Source organism: Microbacterium oxydans (assembly GCF_000956405.1).
Lineage (GTDB): Bacteria > Actinomycetota > Actinomycetes > Actinomycetales > Microbacteriaceae > Microbacterium > Microbacterium oxydans_C.
Genome location: NZ_JYIV01000012.1, coordinates 19,513 through 36,212, shown reverse-complemented (window position 1 = coordinate 36,212; position 16,700 = coordinate 19,513). Strand labels below are relative to the sequence as shown.

General features: G+C 69.3%; 13 protein-coding genes. 5 read left to right on the top strand and 8 right to left on the bottom strand.

Annotation, left to right across the window (positions count from 1 at the left end; translation table 11 throughout):
* The first annotated feature begins 1 nt into the window (after position 1).
* Together paaE and RN51_RS01300 are read left to right on the top strand one after the other, a co-directional pair.
* Positions 2-1,165, top strand: coding sequence for a 1,2-phenylacetyl-CoA epoxidase subunit PaaE (gene paaE, locus RN51_RS01305; protein WP_045262241.1), 1,164 nt, complete (start codon positions 2-4; stop codon positions 1,163-1,165).
* 14 nt (positions 1,166-1,179) lie between these two features.
* Positions 1,180-1,950 (top strand): enoyl-CoA hydratase/isomerase family protein, encoded by a 771-nt coding sequence (locus tag RN51_RS01300; RefSeq protein WP_045262240.1) that lies wholly within the window; start codon positions 1,180-1,182, stop codon positions 1,948-1,950.
* Between the two features lie 10 nt (positions 1,951-1,960).
* On the opposite strand, the gene RN51_RS01295 is transcribed toward RN51_RS01300, so the two are convergent.
* Both RN51_RS01295 and RN51_RS01290 read right to left on the bottom strand, forming a co-directional pair.
* Positions 1,961-6,790 (bottom strand): DUF5724 domain-containing protein, encoded by a 4,830-nt coding sequence (locus tag RN51_RS01295; RefSeq protein ID WP_045262239.1) that lies wholly within the window; start codon positions 6,788-6,790, stop codon positions 1,961-1,963.
* A gap of 8 nt (positions 6,791-6,798) precedes the next feature.
* Entirely contained in the window at positions 6,799-7,200 is a 402-nt protein-coding gene (locus RN51_RS01290) for a hypothetical protein (RefSeq protein WP_045262238.1), read from the bottom strand.
* Between the two features lie 134 nt (positions 7,201-7,334).
* Here RN51_RS01290 and RN51_RS01285 point away from each other — a divergent pair, with 134 nt between their 5' ends.
* Complete coding sequence (locus tag RN51_RS01285) at positions 7,335-8,858, top strand: ATP-dependent DNA ligase (protein WP_045262237.1); 1,524 nt, start codon at positions 7,335-7,337, stop codon at positions 8,856-8,858.
* A 13-nt stretch (positions 8,859-8,871) separates the two neighbouring features.
* Here RN51_RS01285 and RN51_RS01280 read toward each other — a convergent pair whose 3' ends face one another.
* Positions 8,872-9,381: a phosphoribosyltransferase gene (locus RN51_RS01280; RefSeq protein ID WP_045262236.1), complete on the bottom strand. Its 510-nt coding sequence runs from the start codon at positions 9,379-9,381 to the stop codon at positions 8,872-8,874.
* A 163-nt stretch (positions 9,382-9,544) separates the two neighbouring features.
* On the opposite strand from RN51_RS01280, the gene RN51_RS01275 reads away from it, so the two are divergent.
* On the top strand, positions 9,545-11,194 hold the full coding sequence (locus RN51_RS01275; RefSeq protein ID WP_045262235.1) for a thiamine pyrophosphate-binding protein: 1,650 nt from the start codon (positions 9,545-9,547) through the stop codon (positions 11,192-11,194).
* Between the two features lie 69 nt (positions 11,195-11,263).
* On the opposite strand, the gene RN51_RS18110 is transcribed toward RN51_RS01275, so the two are convergent.
* A complete protein-coding gene (locus RN51_RS18110) occupies positions 11,264-13,189 on the bottom strand; it encodes an endonuclease/exonuclease/phosphatase family protein (RefSeq protein ID WP_197073154.1) in 1,926 nt (641 codons plus the stop codon).
* A gap of 93 nt (positions 13,190-13,282) precedes the next feature.
* Here RN51_RS18110 and RN51_RS01265 point away from each other — a divergent pair, with 93 nt between their 5' ends.
* Entirely contained in the window at positions 13,283-13,675 is a 393-nt protein-coding gene (locus tag RN51_RS01265; RefSeq protein ID WP_045262234.1) for a VOC family protein, read from the top strand.
* 24 nt (positions 13,676-13,699) lie between these two features.
* Here the strand turns inward: RN51_RS01265 and RN51_RS01260 are convergent, their stop codons facing one another.
* From RN51_RS01260 to RN51_RS01245, 4 genes are all read right to left on the bottom strand, one after another.
* Positions 13,700-14,074, bottom strand: a complete 375-nt coding sequence (locus RN51_RS01260) for a VOC family protein (RefSeq protein ID WP_045262233.1) — start codon at positions 14,072-14,074, stop codon at positions 13,700-13,702.
* Positions 14,075-14,183: 109 nt separating this feature from the next.
* Positions 14,184-14,804, bottom strand: a complete 621-nt coding sequence (locus RN51_RS01255; protein ID WP_045262261.1) for a response regulator transcription factor — start codon at positions 14,802-14,804, stop codon at positions 14,184-14,186.
* A gap of 2 nt (positions 14,805-14,806) precedes the next feature.
* The gene (locus RN51_RS01250) at positions 14,807-15,916 is read right to left on the bottom strand and encodes a sensor histidine kinase (RefSeq protein WP_045262232.1); all 1,110 of its coding nucleotides are present in this window, start codon (positions 15,914-15,916) and stop codon (positions 14,807-14,809) included.
* Between the two features lie 28 nt (positions 15,917-15,944).
* Positions 15,945-16,700, bottom strand: coding sequence for an ABC transporter permease (locus RN51_RS01245; RefSeq protein ID WP_045262231.1), 756 nt, complete (start codon positions 16,698-16,700; stop codon positions 15,945-15,947).

The following is a 16,700-nucleotide window of genomic DNA, read 5'->3' as shown; positions in this document are numbered from 1 at the left end:
CATGTCGCTCTTCACCTCCTCGCCCGCGCCCACCCCGCAGGCGACGACGCGCCGCGAGACCGCGCCCCGCACGCGCGCCCGGTTCCACACCCTCACGGTCGAAGACGTGCGCCCGCTCACCGATGACGCTGTCGAGGTGACCTTCACGGTCCCCGCGGCCCTCGCCAGCGAGTACGACCACCTTCCCGGCCAGTACGTGGCCCTGCGCACGACACTCGACGGCGTCGAGGTCCGGCGTTCGTACTCGCTGTGCCGCGCCCCGGAACACCGCGACGACGGCCAGGACACCCGCCTCAGCGTCGCCGTGAAGCGGGACGAGGGAGGTCTCTTCTCCACGTGGGCGCAGACCGGTCTCCACGCCGGCTTCGAGATCGATGTGATGAGCCCGCAGGGCACCTTCACCTCGGCACTCCCCGACCTCGATGACCGGCACGTGGTGGGGATCGCCGCCGGCTCCGGCATCACACCGCTGATGGCCCTCGCGCACACCGTTCTCACGCGCTCGGACACGTCTCGGTTCACGCTGCTGTACACCAACCGCGCGACGCTCGACGTGATGTTCCTGGAGGACCTTGCCGACCTCAAGGACCGCTACCCCACCCGGCTCGTCCTGCACCACGTGCTGTCCCGCGAGCAGAGGGCGGCCCCGGTGCTCTCCGGGCGCATCGACGAAGAGAAGCTCCGGACGATCCTCGCCACGCTCATCCCACCTGCCACCGTGGACGAGTGGTTCCTGTGCGGTCCGCTCGCACTGGTCGACCTCTGTCGCGAGGTGCTGGCCGACCACGGCGTCGACCGCTCCCACGTCCGCTTCGAGCTGTTCACGACCGGTGACGAGCCGGCGCGCGCGGCCCGCCCCGTGCAGGTGCGAGCCGGGGAGAAGACCGTACGCATCGAGGTCACGCTCGACGGGGTCTCCTCCACCGTGGAGAGCCCGGTGGACGCACATGAGTCGGTGCTCAACGCGGCGCTGCGCGTGCGACCCGATGCGCCGTTCGCCTGTGCCGGCGGGGTCTGCGGCACCTGCCGCGCACGTGTGATCGAGGGCAGCGTGACGATGACGGAGAACTACGCCCTGGAGCCCGACGAGCTCGAGCGCGGCTTCGTGCTCACCTGCCAGTCCCACCCCACCAGCGACCGCGTGGTCGTGGACTACGACGTCTGACTCCGGAGGAATCCATGATCGACCTCGCCATCGCCGACGACGTCGCCACGATCGTGCTGAACGCGCCCTCGAAACTGAACGCCCTCGGCGAGAGGGCACTCGCCGAACTGGATGCCGCCTACGTGGAGGCGGAGGCTGCGGGTGTGCGCGCGCTCGTGCTCCGCGGCGAGGGGCGCGCGTTCTGCGCGGGGCGCGACATCTCCGGGGTCGATCCCCGCGACGACGACGTCCTCGGCTATCTCGACGGTCTCGTGACCCCGCTGCTGCAGCGCATGTCGCGGTTCCCCGCGCCGACGTTCGCGGTCGCCCACGGCGCCTGCCTCGGCGTGGGCCTCGGCCTGCTGATCGCGACCGATGTGGTCTACGTGGCGGAGTCCGCGAAGATCGGCTCCCCGTTCGCCGCCCTCGGCGCGACGCTCGACTCCGGCGGGCACGCGCTGTTCCTCGATCGGCTCGGCGCGCACAAGACGCTCGATCTGATCTACACGGGCCGTTTGATGAGCGGGTCGGAGGCCGTCGCTTCCGGCCTCTTCTCGCGCGTGTTCCCCGATGACGAGGTCCTCCCGGCGACGACCGACGCGGCCGCCGCCACTGCCCGCGGTGCGACAGCGGCGTTCCTCGCAAGCAAGGAGCTCATCGCCCGCATCCGAGACGAGCGGCTCACCCTGTGGGATGCGGTCGGGATCGAGAACGCCGCACAGGCCGCGCTCTGCGACACCGACGACTATCGCGAGGGGTTCGCCGCGTTCCAGGAGAAGCGCCAGCCGGAGTTCCGCGGGCGCTGACTCAGGATCGTCAGTGCACCAGCTGACTCAGGATCGTCGGATCCTTGATCTTGTCGTCCGACGACAGCATCACGACCTTCGACACGATCTCCGCCGTACGCGGATCGTCGTCCACGAACGGCAGGAACACGCGGCCGCGGTGCTGCGCGCTCACCGGGATGATGAAGAGCGTGTTCCCCGGGATGCGGTGCACGATGCCGGATCCGAGGTGCACCGAATACGTGCCCAGCGCGCCCTTGATCCGCACATGGTGACCGTCGATCTCGACGTTGTCCAGTCCGAGCAGCCGACAGGTCTCCTCGACGATGCGTCGTCGCAGTTCGATGCTCGACTCGGAGGCCTGCGGATCGACACCGCTCACGTGCGCGACCGACACCACGAGATCGAGATCCCGCATCGTCTCGGAGAACACCCGAGGCGGCACCTCCGAGAGGGGGATCGCACGGTGCGAGCCGACGTGCCCGAACCGGACATCGTCGGTCACGGCCTCCTCCACCTCGGCAGCAGTCCCCCAGCCGCCCGAGGTGTTGCAGAACGCGATGATCCGCTCGTTGTGGAATGTGCGCTCGTAGCCGAACCCGTAGTCACGCACCCACCCGCGGGCAGCGAAGAGTCCGGCAGCACGGCGGGAGTCGAGCTGATGACCGACGTACCTCCGGGAGGAGATGCCCTGCTCGACCTGTTCGTTCTCGTTGAGCACGTAAAGTTCGCGGAAGAGCTGCTTGAAGGGCTGCGGCCGACCACGGGTCATGACCACGTGCTGAAGGTCGGGCCAATCGCCACTCGTCAGCAGATCCAGCGGGTGAGCGATGCGCAGACCGCCGACAGCGCGGATCACCGACTCATCGGCGAGGATGAGTTCGTCTCCACCGGCACTGAGGAACCCGGCGCGGCCCTCGCCGTCGACCATCACCAGCTCGGGGAGCATCCTCCCCAAGATGGGGTGCGACTGCAGAAGGGACAGCTCCTCGGCGTCGATCACGTCGCCGAGGACACACGCCGCTTCGAGCGATTCGCGCATCCGCTGCGCCTGCTTCTTGAGCTCGCGGGCGCGCAGCGTCAGGGCGGCGATCGCTTCCACCTTGCGGCTCTTGGCGGGCACCGCGGCGAGCGTCTTTCCCGCGAGTTCGACCGCGACGACGGGCATTCCCAGGTCGTCGATGCTCAGGCTCACCGTCACATCGCCGTCGACGGCGGTCACGGGACCACTGCTGAGGTCGGCGGCGGTCCTGGCCTCCATCGCCCACGTCAGGCGCTGCGGGTCGCGGTAGCCGGCCGCACGCGCGAGGTTCTCCAGCGCGGTGTGCACAGCCGCGGTCTCGGCCGCGCGACGCTGGGGTCCTGAGGTCTTCCCCGAGCGGACGAAACCGCGCAGCACCTCGTACCGGCGCAGGATCTCATCCGGGTCGCCGGACAACGGCAGCAGACCATATGCGCGGACGGCGTCCTGGTGCCGCTTCTCGTGCATGCGCGTGAGCAGCTCATCTTCGCCGGTTCTGCCACGCAGCACGTTCGCGAACAGCTCCGCCTGCTTCTGCTGCCCGGCGGTCGAGGCGTACTTCGCCGCCTTGAGCACGCGGTCGAGACGGTCGTCTCCCAGCTCCGCGTGCATCCTCGCGAACCACGCGACGTCGGCGCTGCCGAGCTCGCGGTCCTCGTCGGTCACGGGTGTGCGCCGGTGGATCTCGCTCGCTCTCTCGGCACGGATCCACCTCTTGATCTCGTATCCGTCCAAGGGAGTGTGCGCATGGATCCACCAGACTGCGGAGGCGAACCCCGGCCAGCCGAGGTGCTGCTCGAACAGTTCCGCCCACTGTGGGGCGTACATCGCGGTCTCGATGATCCGACTCTCCGGGATCTTCGAGCCAGCGAAGGCCCTGGCCACCGACTCGACGGTCTCGTCCGCGGCAGGACTGTGAATCCGCACCAGGTGGGACAAGACACCCTCGCGATCCGAGACGTACAGATCGCGGCGCACGAAGGGACGACGCCCGAGCGCCTGCAACACCGCTACCAGGCTCTCTGCGCCGGTCGCCCGCTGCAGGGCCATCGCCATGACCGAGTACGGCGTCGCGAACTCGCCGCGGGGCAGTTCGAGGTCGATCACGGCACGCTGGACCTGTTCGACCAGCCTCCGCACCTGCGGAGTCGCCGACGTGATCGCGCTGAACAGCCCCAGCGGATCACGCTCGACGACGTTCAGCTCGCAGTTCCGCGAGGGGTGCGTGACGACGTGGTCGATGAGGTCGGCGCGGCTGGCGATACCTCGCTCGAACGCCTCGATCACGAACCGCAGCGGCGGCCGGAACCGGAACGGCTGGTCGACGACGACCGCGGCCGGATGCCAGCGGGTCGACGGGGAGAGCTCGATCCGTTCTCCGCCCCACTGATCGACGGCGCCCTCCGGTTCGTCGATGAAGCGGAGCGTCCGCCACAGCCGGTCGAGCTGCCCGTCGTCGAGCACGGCAGGATCCAGGGAGCCGAGCGCGGACCTGATCGCGCCGGCGCTCTCGCGCGGGTCGACCCCGGCATGACGATTCGAGACGATCTGCACATTCCGCGGTCCGATCAGCTCCTCGACCGGCAGCTGGGAGGCCTCCAGATCGATCAGATCGAGCACGGGCTCCATCCACGTCGACCTGCGCTCCCGACGAGCCAGATGCTCGATCAGCGAGATGCGGAGCGATCGGGTCGACGGGTTGGTCTCCTCCCCCAGATCGCCGATGACCTGTCTCGCCAGCGGGCCGGAGCCGGCGGACAGCAGCCGCAGGAGGTCGAGTTCGACCCCGCCGTCCACCAGGTCGGCTCTGGTGCGCTCCCACCACGGTTCCACGAGCGTCTCGAGCGGCATCGAACCGTCTTCGTTGCGCGCGATGCCCTTCAGGTTGGAGAGGAGTTCGACGCCTCCGGAGGTGTGCACCTCGACGCTCGTGTGCTCGTCGAGCCAGGCCCCGAGCGACTGCCAGATGCGTCGCGCTCCCGGGTGGTAGATCGCCCATCGTGATGCGGGGGGCGCGACCGGGCGCACGGCCGGCGTGCGATCTTCGACGCTGTAACGGAGAAGAACGGGGAGGTGTGCGTTTCCTGACGCCGCCGCCGTCGTCGTCTCAGGCGTCTTCGCGTCGGAGCCGAGTGCACCGGTGGGCTCGCCCGCCGCAGCCTCTACAGCTGGTTCCGTCGGTGACGTCGATGGCGCCGGCACCACTCCGGCCCCGCTCTCCGAGAGTCCTGCGAGCTGCGCCAGCTCGTCGGCCGCGCGCCGCTGCTCGGGCTTCCCGGCGCGCAGGCGTGCCAGCGTCGCCTCGACAGCGTCGGGACCCTGCTTCTGGAGCAGCTGGAGCGCCGTCTTGCGGATGTCGTCGGTCGTGCGCGTGAGGGCCTTCTCGAGCAGCAGCGCCTCCTCACCGGTGATCTCATCGACCTCGAGGGCAACACGTGCCGAGGTGCGCACATGCCAGGAGACGTCCAGCGCAAGCGTGAAGAGCTCCGCCCGGTACGTAGCGGGATCCTTGGCGAACTTCGCCACCGCGTAGCGGCGCGCGTCCGCCGAAGCGATCGTGAGGTCGATGTCGTCGGGACCGGAGGCTGCCGTGAGGAGGTCGACGATGTCCGAGCGCTTCAGCGCCTCGATCCGAGGAGCCAGGATGCCCGTATCGACGTTCTGCGCCGCACCGACCTGATCCACGCGCATCCGCAGCGCCGAGAGGGCGGTCTCGGAAAGCGGAGCCGGGCCGCGGACGAGGCCACCGTCTACCCACCAGGCTCCCAGCGCGGTACGGAGAACCGCGAAGTCCTCGTCCGCGAAGGCTGTCACGAGAACTTCGGCGGCGGAGGGGCGGGCGAGTATGACGAGCATCCGCGCCGCAGCGAGGCGTTTCCCCGCATCGGGCTCGGCGAGGAGCACAGAGGCCGCGGCGATGGTCGCCTCGACGTCGCGGAGCGCGAGCGCCCACAGCCCGAGGAATGCGTCGGTCGGCGAACCGGTGCGCAGCTGCTCGACCGAGAGAGGATTCCGCGTGACCCGCGCGAGGGTCGCGAGCGCTTCGGCGGCCTGAGCGGATCGCCGGGTGTCGAGCGTCTCCCGCGTCCACCCGGATAGTGCATGGATCGTGCTGGAGAACCGCACGAGGTCGTTGTCGACGATGAGCTCGAGCAGCATCGCGAACGCGTCGGGATGACCGGCGGGAGCCGCTTCGAGGATCGTCTGACGCAGTCCCTCGGCCCGCCCCGCCTCCCGCAGCTGCCTGCCGACGAGTTCCCACGCCGCCGGGTCATGCGCCGCCAGCAGCGCCCGGTATCCCTCCCGTGACGGGCCGCCGATCGGATGCGTGCCTTCGATGCTGTCGATGAGGATGCGTCGTACTTCGGAGTTCCCGGCGTCGAGCACCGAGGCGAAGACGGCGCCCAGCGGCGTGTACTCCCCGAAGTACAGCAGCCAGGTCGCCTGCCACTCGACCGGCTGCGGGAAGTGGGTGACGTGCCGCAGCAGCGTGACGAGCGTCGCCCACCTCGACGACAACGAGTCGGCGGACGCGCCCGACCTCGCCTGCTCCCACCACGCGGCCAGCTCGGTTCCGAGTGGAGGACACAGCGCGAGGAGGACCTTGCGGAGCTTTCCGTCGGGGAGCTGATCGAGTTCGGTGGCGAGCACAACGGCTGTCTGCGCGATCCCCTCACGGACGACGGCGTCGTAGTCTCCCGACCGGTCGTTCAGGTTCTCGGCGATTCGTTGTGCGAGACGTGGTGCCAGGATGCCGCTCGCGCGGATCGGGCTGCGGCCCTTGTGATCGCAGGAGCAGTTCTTCTGCAGTTCAACGTTGGCCTGTTCGGCGGTCAGCAACTGATTCCCTATCCCGTCAGCGCGACCAGTCGCACCAGGCGGAGCCGGGAGTGCGGTTCGATCGTGACGATGTCGTCGAGGTCGGTGATCCGGACATCGTCCAGGAAGGCGAAGAAGAGTTCATCGACGAAGGCCTCGATGGCGCGTGCGTAAGCGACGTCGAGCGTCGGAGCGGCGGGAAGCGTTCGCGGCTCGTGGCCATAACGGCCGGTCTCGGCGCCCGCGATCAGATCGACGGGAGTGATGATCTGCAGCAGTGCTGCGCGCGATCGATGAGCGTCGTAGGAAGCGAGCCCCTGCGCGACCAGTGGCCGCAGCAGGGCGCGGAGTGAGCGCCGGCCGTCGAGCTCGTCCATCGTGAGGGTCTCCCCGACCGCACGGCTGCCCAGCGTTGCGGTCTCGACGATCATGCGACTCATTGTGGCACGCGGCGTCGGACATTCCGGCCCGGCCATCCCACACCGACGTCAGCCGCATCAGGCGACCACGATCGACTGTTCTCGACTCCGCTGCGGATGTCCGACGCCGGTGCGACAATGCCGAGATGAAGCTCACAGAGCTGGTCGCCACCGCAGAACACGTCGGAGCCACGTCATCCAGGCTCGCGAAGATCGACGGCATCGCCGAGCTGCTTGCGCGCGCAGATCCGTCCGAGCTGCCTGCGGTCGTGGGGCTCCTGCTCGCGTCACCGCGCCAGGGACGCCTCGGCGTCGGATGGCGCGGGCTCACCACCATCGAGATCACCCACGCCGGTGAGCCCACGCTCACGGTGAGCGATGTCGACGCCTCGCTCACCACTCTCGCCGCCACGTCCGGATCAGGCTCCGCCGCCGCTCGCACCGGCATTCTCGGCGGCCTCGCCGCACGGGCGACAGCGGCGGAGTGGGACTTCCTCGTCCGCGCGATGCTCGGCGAACTCCGCACCGGGGCGTTGTCCGGGGTGCTCCTCGACGCGATTGCGAGAGCGGCCGACCGCCCCCTCGCCCTCGTGCGTCGCGCCGCCATGTTGTCCGGCGACCTCGGGGAGACCGCTCGTGTCGCCCTCACCGACGACGCAGACGCGCTGGACGCCATCGGTCTTCAGGTCGGACGCCCTGTCCTCCCCATGCTGGCGGCCACCGCGCCCACACCCTCCGCTGCGCTCGAGATCACCGGCACGGCGTCGGTGGAGTACAAGCTCGACGGCGCGCGCATCCAGGTGCACCGTCACGGCGACGAGGTCGGCGTCTACACGCGGAGCCTGGCCGACATCACCCATCGCGTGCCGGAACTCGTCGAGATCGTGCGGGCTCTTCCCGTCGACGATGTCATCCTCGACGGAGAGACGCTGTCGCTCGACGAAGACGGTGGGCCGCGCCCCTTCCAGGAGACGATGTCGAGGTTCGGTGCCGACGCCTCACGCGAGCTCGTGCTGCGGCCATGGTTCTTCGACGTGCTGCACGTGGACGGACGCGACCTGATCGACGAGCCGCTCTCCGTCCGTCTCGCCGAACTCGAACGCGTGGCCGGCGACTGGCGGATGCCCGGCATCGTGACCGACGACCCCGGCGCCGCGGAGCAGCTGTCGCGCGAAGCCCTCGCTGCCGGCCATGAGGGTGTCGTGGTCAAGGGCCTCGACGCCCCCTACGCTGCCGGCCGTCGGGGGAAGTCCTGGGTCAAGGTCAAGCCCGTGCTGACCTTCGACCTCGTCGTGCTCGGCGCCGAGTGGGGCTCCGGCCGTCGCCAGGGCTGGCTGTCGAACCTGCACCTGGGTGCACGCGACCCCGACGGCGAGTTCGGCGACCCCGGCGGCTTCGTCATGGTGGGCAAGACCTTCAAGGGCCTCACCGACGAGCTGCTGCGCTGGCAGACCGAGGTGTTCCCCGAACATGAGACGCACCGCACGGCATCGACCGTGTTCCTGCGGCCGGATGTCGTCGTCGAGATCGCGATCGACGGGGTGCAGCGCTCTCCGCGGTATCCGGGAGGTATCGCGCTGCGCTTCGCCCGGGTGAAAGGCTACAGATCCGACAAGTCGCCCGCCGAGGCCGACACGATCCAGTCACTGCGTTCCCTGCTGCGCGGCTGACAGGCCGCCCGATTCAGGCGGACGGCGCGAGCCCCTGGTCCTCTTCCCGAACGGTGCCGCGGAACGACCACGGGAAGTTGATCCAGAGGTCGGTGTCCTTCCACGCGAAGTCGGGCTGGATGATGGTGGACGGCTTCGTGTAGATCGTGACCGAACGCACGTCGGCGCCCTTGTCCTTCAGCAGCTGCACGGCCAGGGCGAGCGTGCGACCCGAGTCGGCCACGTCATCGACGAGCAGCACGCGGCGGCCGTCGAGATACGCCATGTCGAGCTCAGGAGGCAGCACCTCCGGCGCGTCAAGCACGGTGCCGATGCCGGTGTAGAACTCGACGTTGATGGCGCCGCAGTTCTTGGCGCCGAGCCCGTAGGCGATCGCTCCCGCCGGGAGCAGGCCACCCCGGGCGATGGCGACGACGACCTCCGGCATGAAGCCGCTGTCCAGGATGCTTCGTGCCAGATCGCGCGTCGCCTCCCCGAAGCCGTCCCAGGTGAGTGTCTCGCGCTCGATCTCCGCATCAGTCATTCCTGCATTCTCCCGCATGTCACCGGGCTCGCTCGCCGATAGACTGAGCTGGTCCGGCCCGGCCGGTGCCTGAAAAAGAGGCACGAAGCACTTCGCGAAGACGCGGAGGCGAGACACATACGGATCCCGCAGTTCCTCCGTCCCTGTCTCGAAAGGCTTTCCCATGCCCTCCGTGTCCGCCCATGTCGCCCTCACCCTCGCCCAGCACATCGATGCCGTCTTCGGGGTGATGGGAAACGGCAACGCCTACTTCCTCGACGCGATCGAGACCCAGACGGATGCTGTGTTCACCGCGGTCCGTCACGAGCAGGGTGCCGTGGTGGCAGCCGACGCCCACTTCCGCACCTCGGGTCGCATCGCCGCAGGCACCTCGACGTACGGAGCCGGCTTCACGAACACGCTGACCGCCCTCGCCGAGGCCGTGCAGGCTCGAGTGCCGCTGGTGCTGGTCGTCGGCGATGAGCCCACGTCCGGCCCCCGCCCGTGGGACGTCGACCAGATCGCCCTCGCCTCCGCGGTCGGCGCTCGCACCTATACGGTCGGACGGGCGGATGCCGCCGCCACCACCGTCATCGCGATCGAGCACGCGCTCACCTACCGGGTGCCCGTCGTCCTCGCGATCCCCTACGACGTCGCAGCGCTCGACGCAGGTGAGGTGCCGGACGCTCCCTCCCCCCGGACCCCGACCCCGCTCGCTCCGCGTGGCGAGTTCGCCGAGGGGATGCTCGACGAGATCGCGTCCGTCCTGGCTGGGGCAGAGCGCCCGTTCCTTCTCGCCGGTCGCGGCGCGTGGCTGTCCGGAGCGAGCACGGCGCTGGGAGAGCTGGCTGCGGCTACCGGCGCCCTCACCGCCTCTTCCGCCCTCGGTCGCGGAGTGTTCCCCGACACCAGGTACGACCTCGGTGTGACCGGTGGCTTCGGCGCGGACGGTGCGATGGAGCTCGTGCGCTCCGCCGACGTCGCCGTCGTGTTCGGGGCGAGCTTGAACCAGTTCACGATGCGGTTCGGCGACCTGTTCGCACCGGGAACCCGGGTCTACCAGATCGACATCGCACCGGCGGCGACACACGCCCACGTCGGAGGCTTCGTCCGCGCGGATGCCCGGCTCGCCGCGGAAGCGCTCGTGGCCCGGCTCGGCGACACGGGCCCGGCACACTCCTGGCGTGAGAGCGTCGACGTGGCAGCCGCGCGGACCTACGACGCGGGTGACGACCTCGCCCCCGACGGGCGCCTCGACCCGCGCTCCACCGCTCGCCGCATCGCCGAGCTGCTGCCGGAAGACCGCGTCGTGGTGTCGGACGGCGGGCACTTCATCGGGTGGGCGAACATGTACTGGCCCGTCGCCGCCCCCGACCGCATGATGATGGTCGGCACCGCGTTCCAGTCGATCGGGCTCGGATGGCCGAGTGTCGTCGGGGCCGCTCTCGCGCGTCGCGAGTCCACCGTGGTGCTCACCTCCGGCGACGGTGGCGGCCTGATGGCGATCGCGGACCTGGAATCGGCCGTCCGGGCGGCCGGCGGACGAGGCATGGCAGTGGTCTGGAACGACGCGGCCTATGGAGCCGAGGTCAACCTCTACGGTCTCAAGGGACTGGCGGAAGGACCGATGCGCATCCCCCAGGTCGACTTCGCCGCGTTCGGGGCTGCGGTCGGCGCAGAGGGTATCGTCGTGCGCACGCTCTCCGACCTCGACCGGCTGGCGAGCTGGGTCGAGGAGGACCCGTCCTCACGTCGCTTCCTTCTTCTCGATCTGCGCATCTCAGGCGATGTGATCGCGCCGTACCAGCAGGAGATCATCCGCGTGAACTCCTGACCCGCAGGATCAGCGGCATCGCAAGGGGTTGTCGGCACGACGGCCACGTCGTGCCGACACCCCCGTCGATCATCCGAGACGTCGTCCACCGAGATGCCGACGCCTCCGTGCGATGACGAGGCCGCCTCCGAGCGCCAGCAGCAGCGCTCCGGCGAGGAGGAACGCGGTGCTGTCAGCTCCTGTCGTGGCGAGGCTGCCGTTCCCCGTCGCACCGGAACCGGTGCGTGCATCTCCCCGCCCACCGGGAGCACCACCCGGAGCCGCACCGGGCGCACTTCCCCCGGTCGATGCCGTGACGGTGACGGCAGCGGCCGTCTCCACTCCGTCCTGGTCGATGAGCACGATGCGATGGGCGCCTGGCGATGTATCGGCGGGAACGGTCACGGTCGCACGGAACCCGCCGGTCGCGTCGGTCGTCACGGTACCGAGCGGGATCGGGGTCGAACGCAGCTCGATCCGCAGCGTGGTGTCGGCGCGGAAGCCGGTGCCGGAGACCGTCACCGCACCCCCGGCAACAACCGATTCCGACTCGAGCGCCACGGCCGGCTGTGCGGGTTCCGGAGTGGTGCACCCGCCGTCGCAGACCGTGAAGTTCGCGAGCACCGCCTTGTGGTCGGAGGGCCACACGACATCCGGCGTCAGGATCGCGTCGGCGCTGTCGTCGACCACGCGCTGATTGCGCACGATCGTCGACTGCGGTCCCACCACGCTCGCTCCGTCGATCGCCAGCCGCTCATCCGGCGTGGCGAAGATGTAGTCGATACGGTCGCGCTCATCGGCGTCGGGAGCCCAGGTCAGAGATGACGTGGGGAACAGAGGATTGTCCGACGGCCACGTGAAGCCCGGATTCGCCGCGGGATCGGGGTGCACGGTGCGGAAGGCGTCGACCAGGCCACCGTCGAGCAGCGTCTGCGTCGTCTGCCAGGGAACGACGACGCCGTTGTGGTCGAAGAGCTCGGCGGTGGCGGCGGTCCAGTCCTGCGACGGCGGCTCGTTGAAGTCGCCGCCCACGACGGCGATCCGTCCGGCCGTACGCTCGGAGGCGATGTCGGCGAGCAGCTCGGCGGCAGCGGCCGGTCGACCGGACTGTGCGTTCGCCCGCAGGATGGCCTCGACGTCGGTCACCGGGGCGTCGAGCTTGTTCCAGGTGTTCCACCCTGCGGGCCAGTCGCCGTGGATCTCCCCGCCGTAGCCGCGCGGAAGGTACGTGGTGTACCAGCGGTATTCCAGGTGGCCGCCGTACACGACCACCTCGGATCCGTTCACGTCGATGACAGCCTTGGACCACCAGCGGCCGATCGTGTCGGTGGAGACGATCGGATAGCGCGAGACGATCCCGGTATCAGTGGCGGTGAGGTGCTGGTAGCCGAGCAGGGCGGCGACCTGAGCGGGCGCCTGACCCACCTCGGGGAGGAATGTCACGTCGGCGTCGGTCTGCGCGATGACGTCCGCGATCTGCCGAGCTCCGTCGGCGACCTGTGTGCCGCCGTGCCAGACGTTGAAGGTGAGAACGTTGAGGCCGCTCTTCCCATCGACTTCGGGCTTCGGTTCGGCTGGTGTAACGGGCTGGCCCGCATCCTCGTCTGTGACCGTGAGGTCGATCGGCCCGGCGAGCACGGTGTAGCCGTCGTCTTCGAGAAGGTAGACGTCGTACTCGCCCGCGCCCATCGTCGCCGAGTTGCGGGTCCAGCCGTCCCGACTCGACGGGTTCCATGTGACCTGGCCGGTCTGGTCGGCGACGTATCGCCAGTCCAGGGATGCCGGACCGCCGGGCACCGCGCCGTCGCGATAGATCCCGATCCAGTTGCGGTCGTGCACCGCCGAGCCGGCGTCGAACGAGAACGTGACCGTCTCGTCGACCCCGATGCGCGGAGCATCCAGCGTGAGCATCCCGTCCGCCGCCTGAGCGGCGGGGACGACGAGGAGACCGGCGAGGACGATGCCGGTGCCGAGCAGGGCGAGGAGTCCCCGCTTCGGCCGGGAGGCGGAGGTCATGACGAGGAGATCCTTTCGACGACGTGGCGCGTCGAAAGCTACGGCCGCCGGATGACCGGACCGTGACCGCGAGGTGAATGACAGAATCGGACGATGCCTGGTCTCCATCACGTCGAGCTGTGGATCGCCGATCTCGATGAGGTGCGCGCCGAGTGGCGCTGGGTCCTCGAGCGGGTGGGATTCTCCCTCGCGAGCGAGTGGAGCGGGGGCGAGTCCTGGGCCGCAGGGGGCACTTATCTCACGATCACGATGTCTCCGAATCTGTCGAGCTCCGCGCACGACCGTCGACGCGCCGGCCTCAACCATCTGGCTTTCCAGGGCGGTGATCGCACCGCGGTGGACGCGCTGATGGCCGAGGCCGAGCGCCACGGCTGGCGACCGCTGTATGCGGAACGCTACCCGCACGCCGGGGGTGAGCAGCACTACGCGGGCTGGCTCGCGAACGCTTCCGGCTTCAAGATCGAAGTGGTCGCGGACCCTTCGTAGCGGAGCAGGCGCGCTGCCAGACCCCTAGGCGGCGTAGTCGGGCAGCTCCTGCAACGTCCAGGTGTTCCCGTCCGGATCGTCGAACGATACGAACCGTCCCCAGTCGAGGTCCTCGACGCCACGTGCCTCGACGCCGAGCCCCTGCAGATGCGCGAGTGCCTCGTCGGCATCGGGCACCACCACCTGGATCGTGTTCTGCTGCCCCGGCTCGAGTTCGATGCCCAGCCCGGTGCCGAACGCGATCGAGCAGGCGGACCCCGGCGGTGTCATCTGCACGAAGCGCAGCCCCTCGACGGGCGTCTGGTCGTGATCGGCGTTGAAGCCGATCCTCTCGTAGAACTCCTTGGACCGGTCCACATCGGTCACCGGTACGAAGATGAGTTCGATCTTCCAGTCCATCGTGCACTCCTTCTGTCGGGCTCCCTCGCCCGTCGATGCTCACAGTACGCGGGGCCACCGACACCGCATCGACACCGACACCTGGATCGCACCGCCGCGATCCTCGGAGTCAGATCCACCCCTTGTCGAGCGCGATACGCACCGCCTGTGCTCGGTTGGCAGCCCCGGTCTTGCCGATGGCGGCGGACAGGTGGTTGCGCACGGTGCCGGCCGACAGGAACACCTCGGCGGCGATCGCGGCCGCCGAGCGTCCGTCCGCGGCGAGTCGCAGCACCTGGCGTTCCCGATCGCTGAGCGGGTTCGCTCCGTCGAACAGGCTGTCGGCGGCGAGCGCCGGATCCAGGACCCGCAGCCCCGAGTGCACACGGCGGACGGCGTCGGCGAGTGTCTCGGCTGGGGTGTCCTTGACGATGAATCCGCTCGCACCGGAGTCCAACGCGGAGCGCAGATAGCCGGGGCGCGCGAAGGTCGTGACCACGAGGATGCGCGTCCCCGCGCTCACCTCCCTGATCCGTCGGGTCGCCTCCACGCCGTCCATGCCCGGCATCTGGATGTCCATCAGACACACGTCGGGGTGGAGCTCCTCGGCCAGCCGCACGGCCTCCGCGCCGTCCGAGGCCATGCCGACCACGGCCAGGTCGGGCTCGAGGTCGAGCAGCGCACCGAGCGCGCCGCGCACGAGCGCCTGATCGTCGGCGATCAGCAATCGGATCGAGCCCTCGCCACGCATGTTCACCAGGTCACCTCCACGCGCGTTCCGCCCGTCTCGCTCGGGCCGAGGGCGAAGGCCGCCCCCGCGGCCGCCGCACGCTCCCGCATGCCGCGGATGCCGTTGCCCTCGGCGGTCGCGATGCCCACCCCGTCGTCCTCCACCGCGAGCCTCCCCGGCAGCAGGAGCACCCGCACGGTGTGCGCCCGCGAATGCCGCAGGACATTGGTCGTCGCCTCGCGGAGGATCCAGCTCGCGGTGATCGCCTGCACCGGCGACAGCGCCTCCGGCTCACCCTCGATCCGGACCTCGATGTCGGCGGCGCGGAACGAGTCGCGGGTGGACGCGAGCTGCTCGACGAGGGTCGTCGCCCGCGCCCCGGCAACCGTCGAACGGACTCCGGCGATCGCCTCGGCCGTCAGCCGCTCGATGTCTGCGAGCTCGGCCCTGGCGCGTTCTGGGTCGGAGTCCATCAGCCTCCGCACCAGCTGGGCCTTGAGACCGACCACCGTCAGCGAATGCCCGATCAGGTCGTGCACATCGCGGGCCACGGCTTCGCGTCCCTCGCTCGTCGCCAGTTCGAGGCCGAGCCGCTCCGCCTCGGCCGAACGCAGGATGAGCCACGTCGACACCGTGTTGACCACGCCCAGCAGTGCGACGATCGCGAGCACCGACAGATAGCTCAGTCCGCCGGGCAGCAGGAACACGCAGAGCGCGGTCACGGTGACCGCCGCGATCGTCGTGATCCAGTGCCAGACGCGCGTCAGACCGTAGGACGCGAACGACATGATGAACGGCAGGAAGCTGAGCGCCGAGCCGCCTTCCGCCGGCACCGAGATCAGGGCGCAGACGATGAGCGCGGCGAAGGTGACCCACTGCCGCTTCGACGGAGGGCGCCCCAGCCCGCCACCGCCGCGCATGCCGTGCATGAAGCCGGTGACGTACAGCACGACGAAGGCCACCAGCGCCGACCAGCCCACCACCACCCAGGCGAGGGGCGCCTCCGAACCGAGCAAGGCGATCACGGGATAGACGAGGAACACCAGCCAGACCACAGCCATCAGCCAGCCGAACCGCGCCCACGGATCCTTTCCCGTGGCGCGGTTCGACGTGCGCTTCTCGTGCGGGGTCATCCGTCCAACCTACTGTCGCGGCGTGCCACTACTGCCGCGCCCGCGAGCGCTTCATCCCCATCGCGACGAGGAGCGCGAACAGAGCGAGCCAGACGGCCACGTTCAGGAACAGCATCCACAGCGGGTCGGTCTGCCCCGTCGTGAGCACCCCGTCGGTGAGAGGCCAACGGCTCAGCGCGACGAAACCGTAGAGAGGGGTGAACCGGGCGATGTCGAGCATCACCCCGTCGAGGGGCATGAATACGTTGCCGAAGAACGCGAAGAACGTCATCGAGATGGAGGCGAGTGCTGCGGCCGAATCAGAGCTGAAGAAGAGCCCCACCCCGAGGCCGAACAGTCCGTACATGAGACCGATCCCGAGGATGATGCCCGCCGTCGCGACCCACCGCCAGGCGTCCTCGGCCTGAGCACCGGTCATCATCCCTGCCGCGAACACCGCGACCAGGGCGAGCGCGGCGAAGGACACGGCAGTGAGCAGCTTGGTGAGCGCATACCCCGCAGTGGTGAGCGGGGTCATCGCGAGCTGCCGCCCCCACCCCTGCTTCGCCTCGGTCGCCGCGAGCGAGGTGAGCGAGCTCATCGCGACAGCGGTGCCGTACGCGGCCATCGAGGTCATCACGTAGAACGAGACGTTCCCGTGGCCGGCCGAGAGCGATCCGTATCCCATCCCGGCGCCGAACAGCAGGTACATCGCAACCGGCATCGCCAGGGTGAACGCGAGCGTGTAGGGGTTGCGCAGCTGGCGGATGCCTTCGATGCGCAGCATGGTGGGTGAGACGAGCAT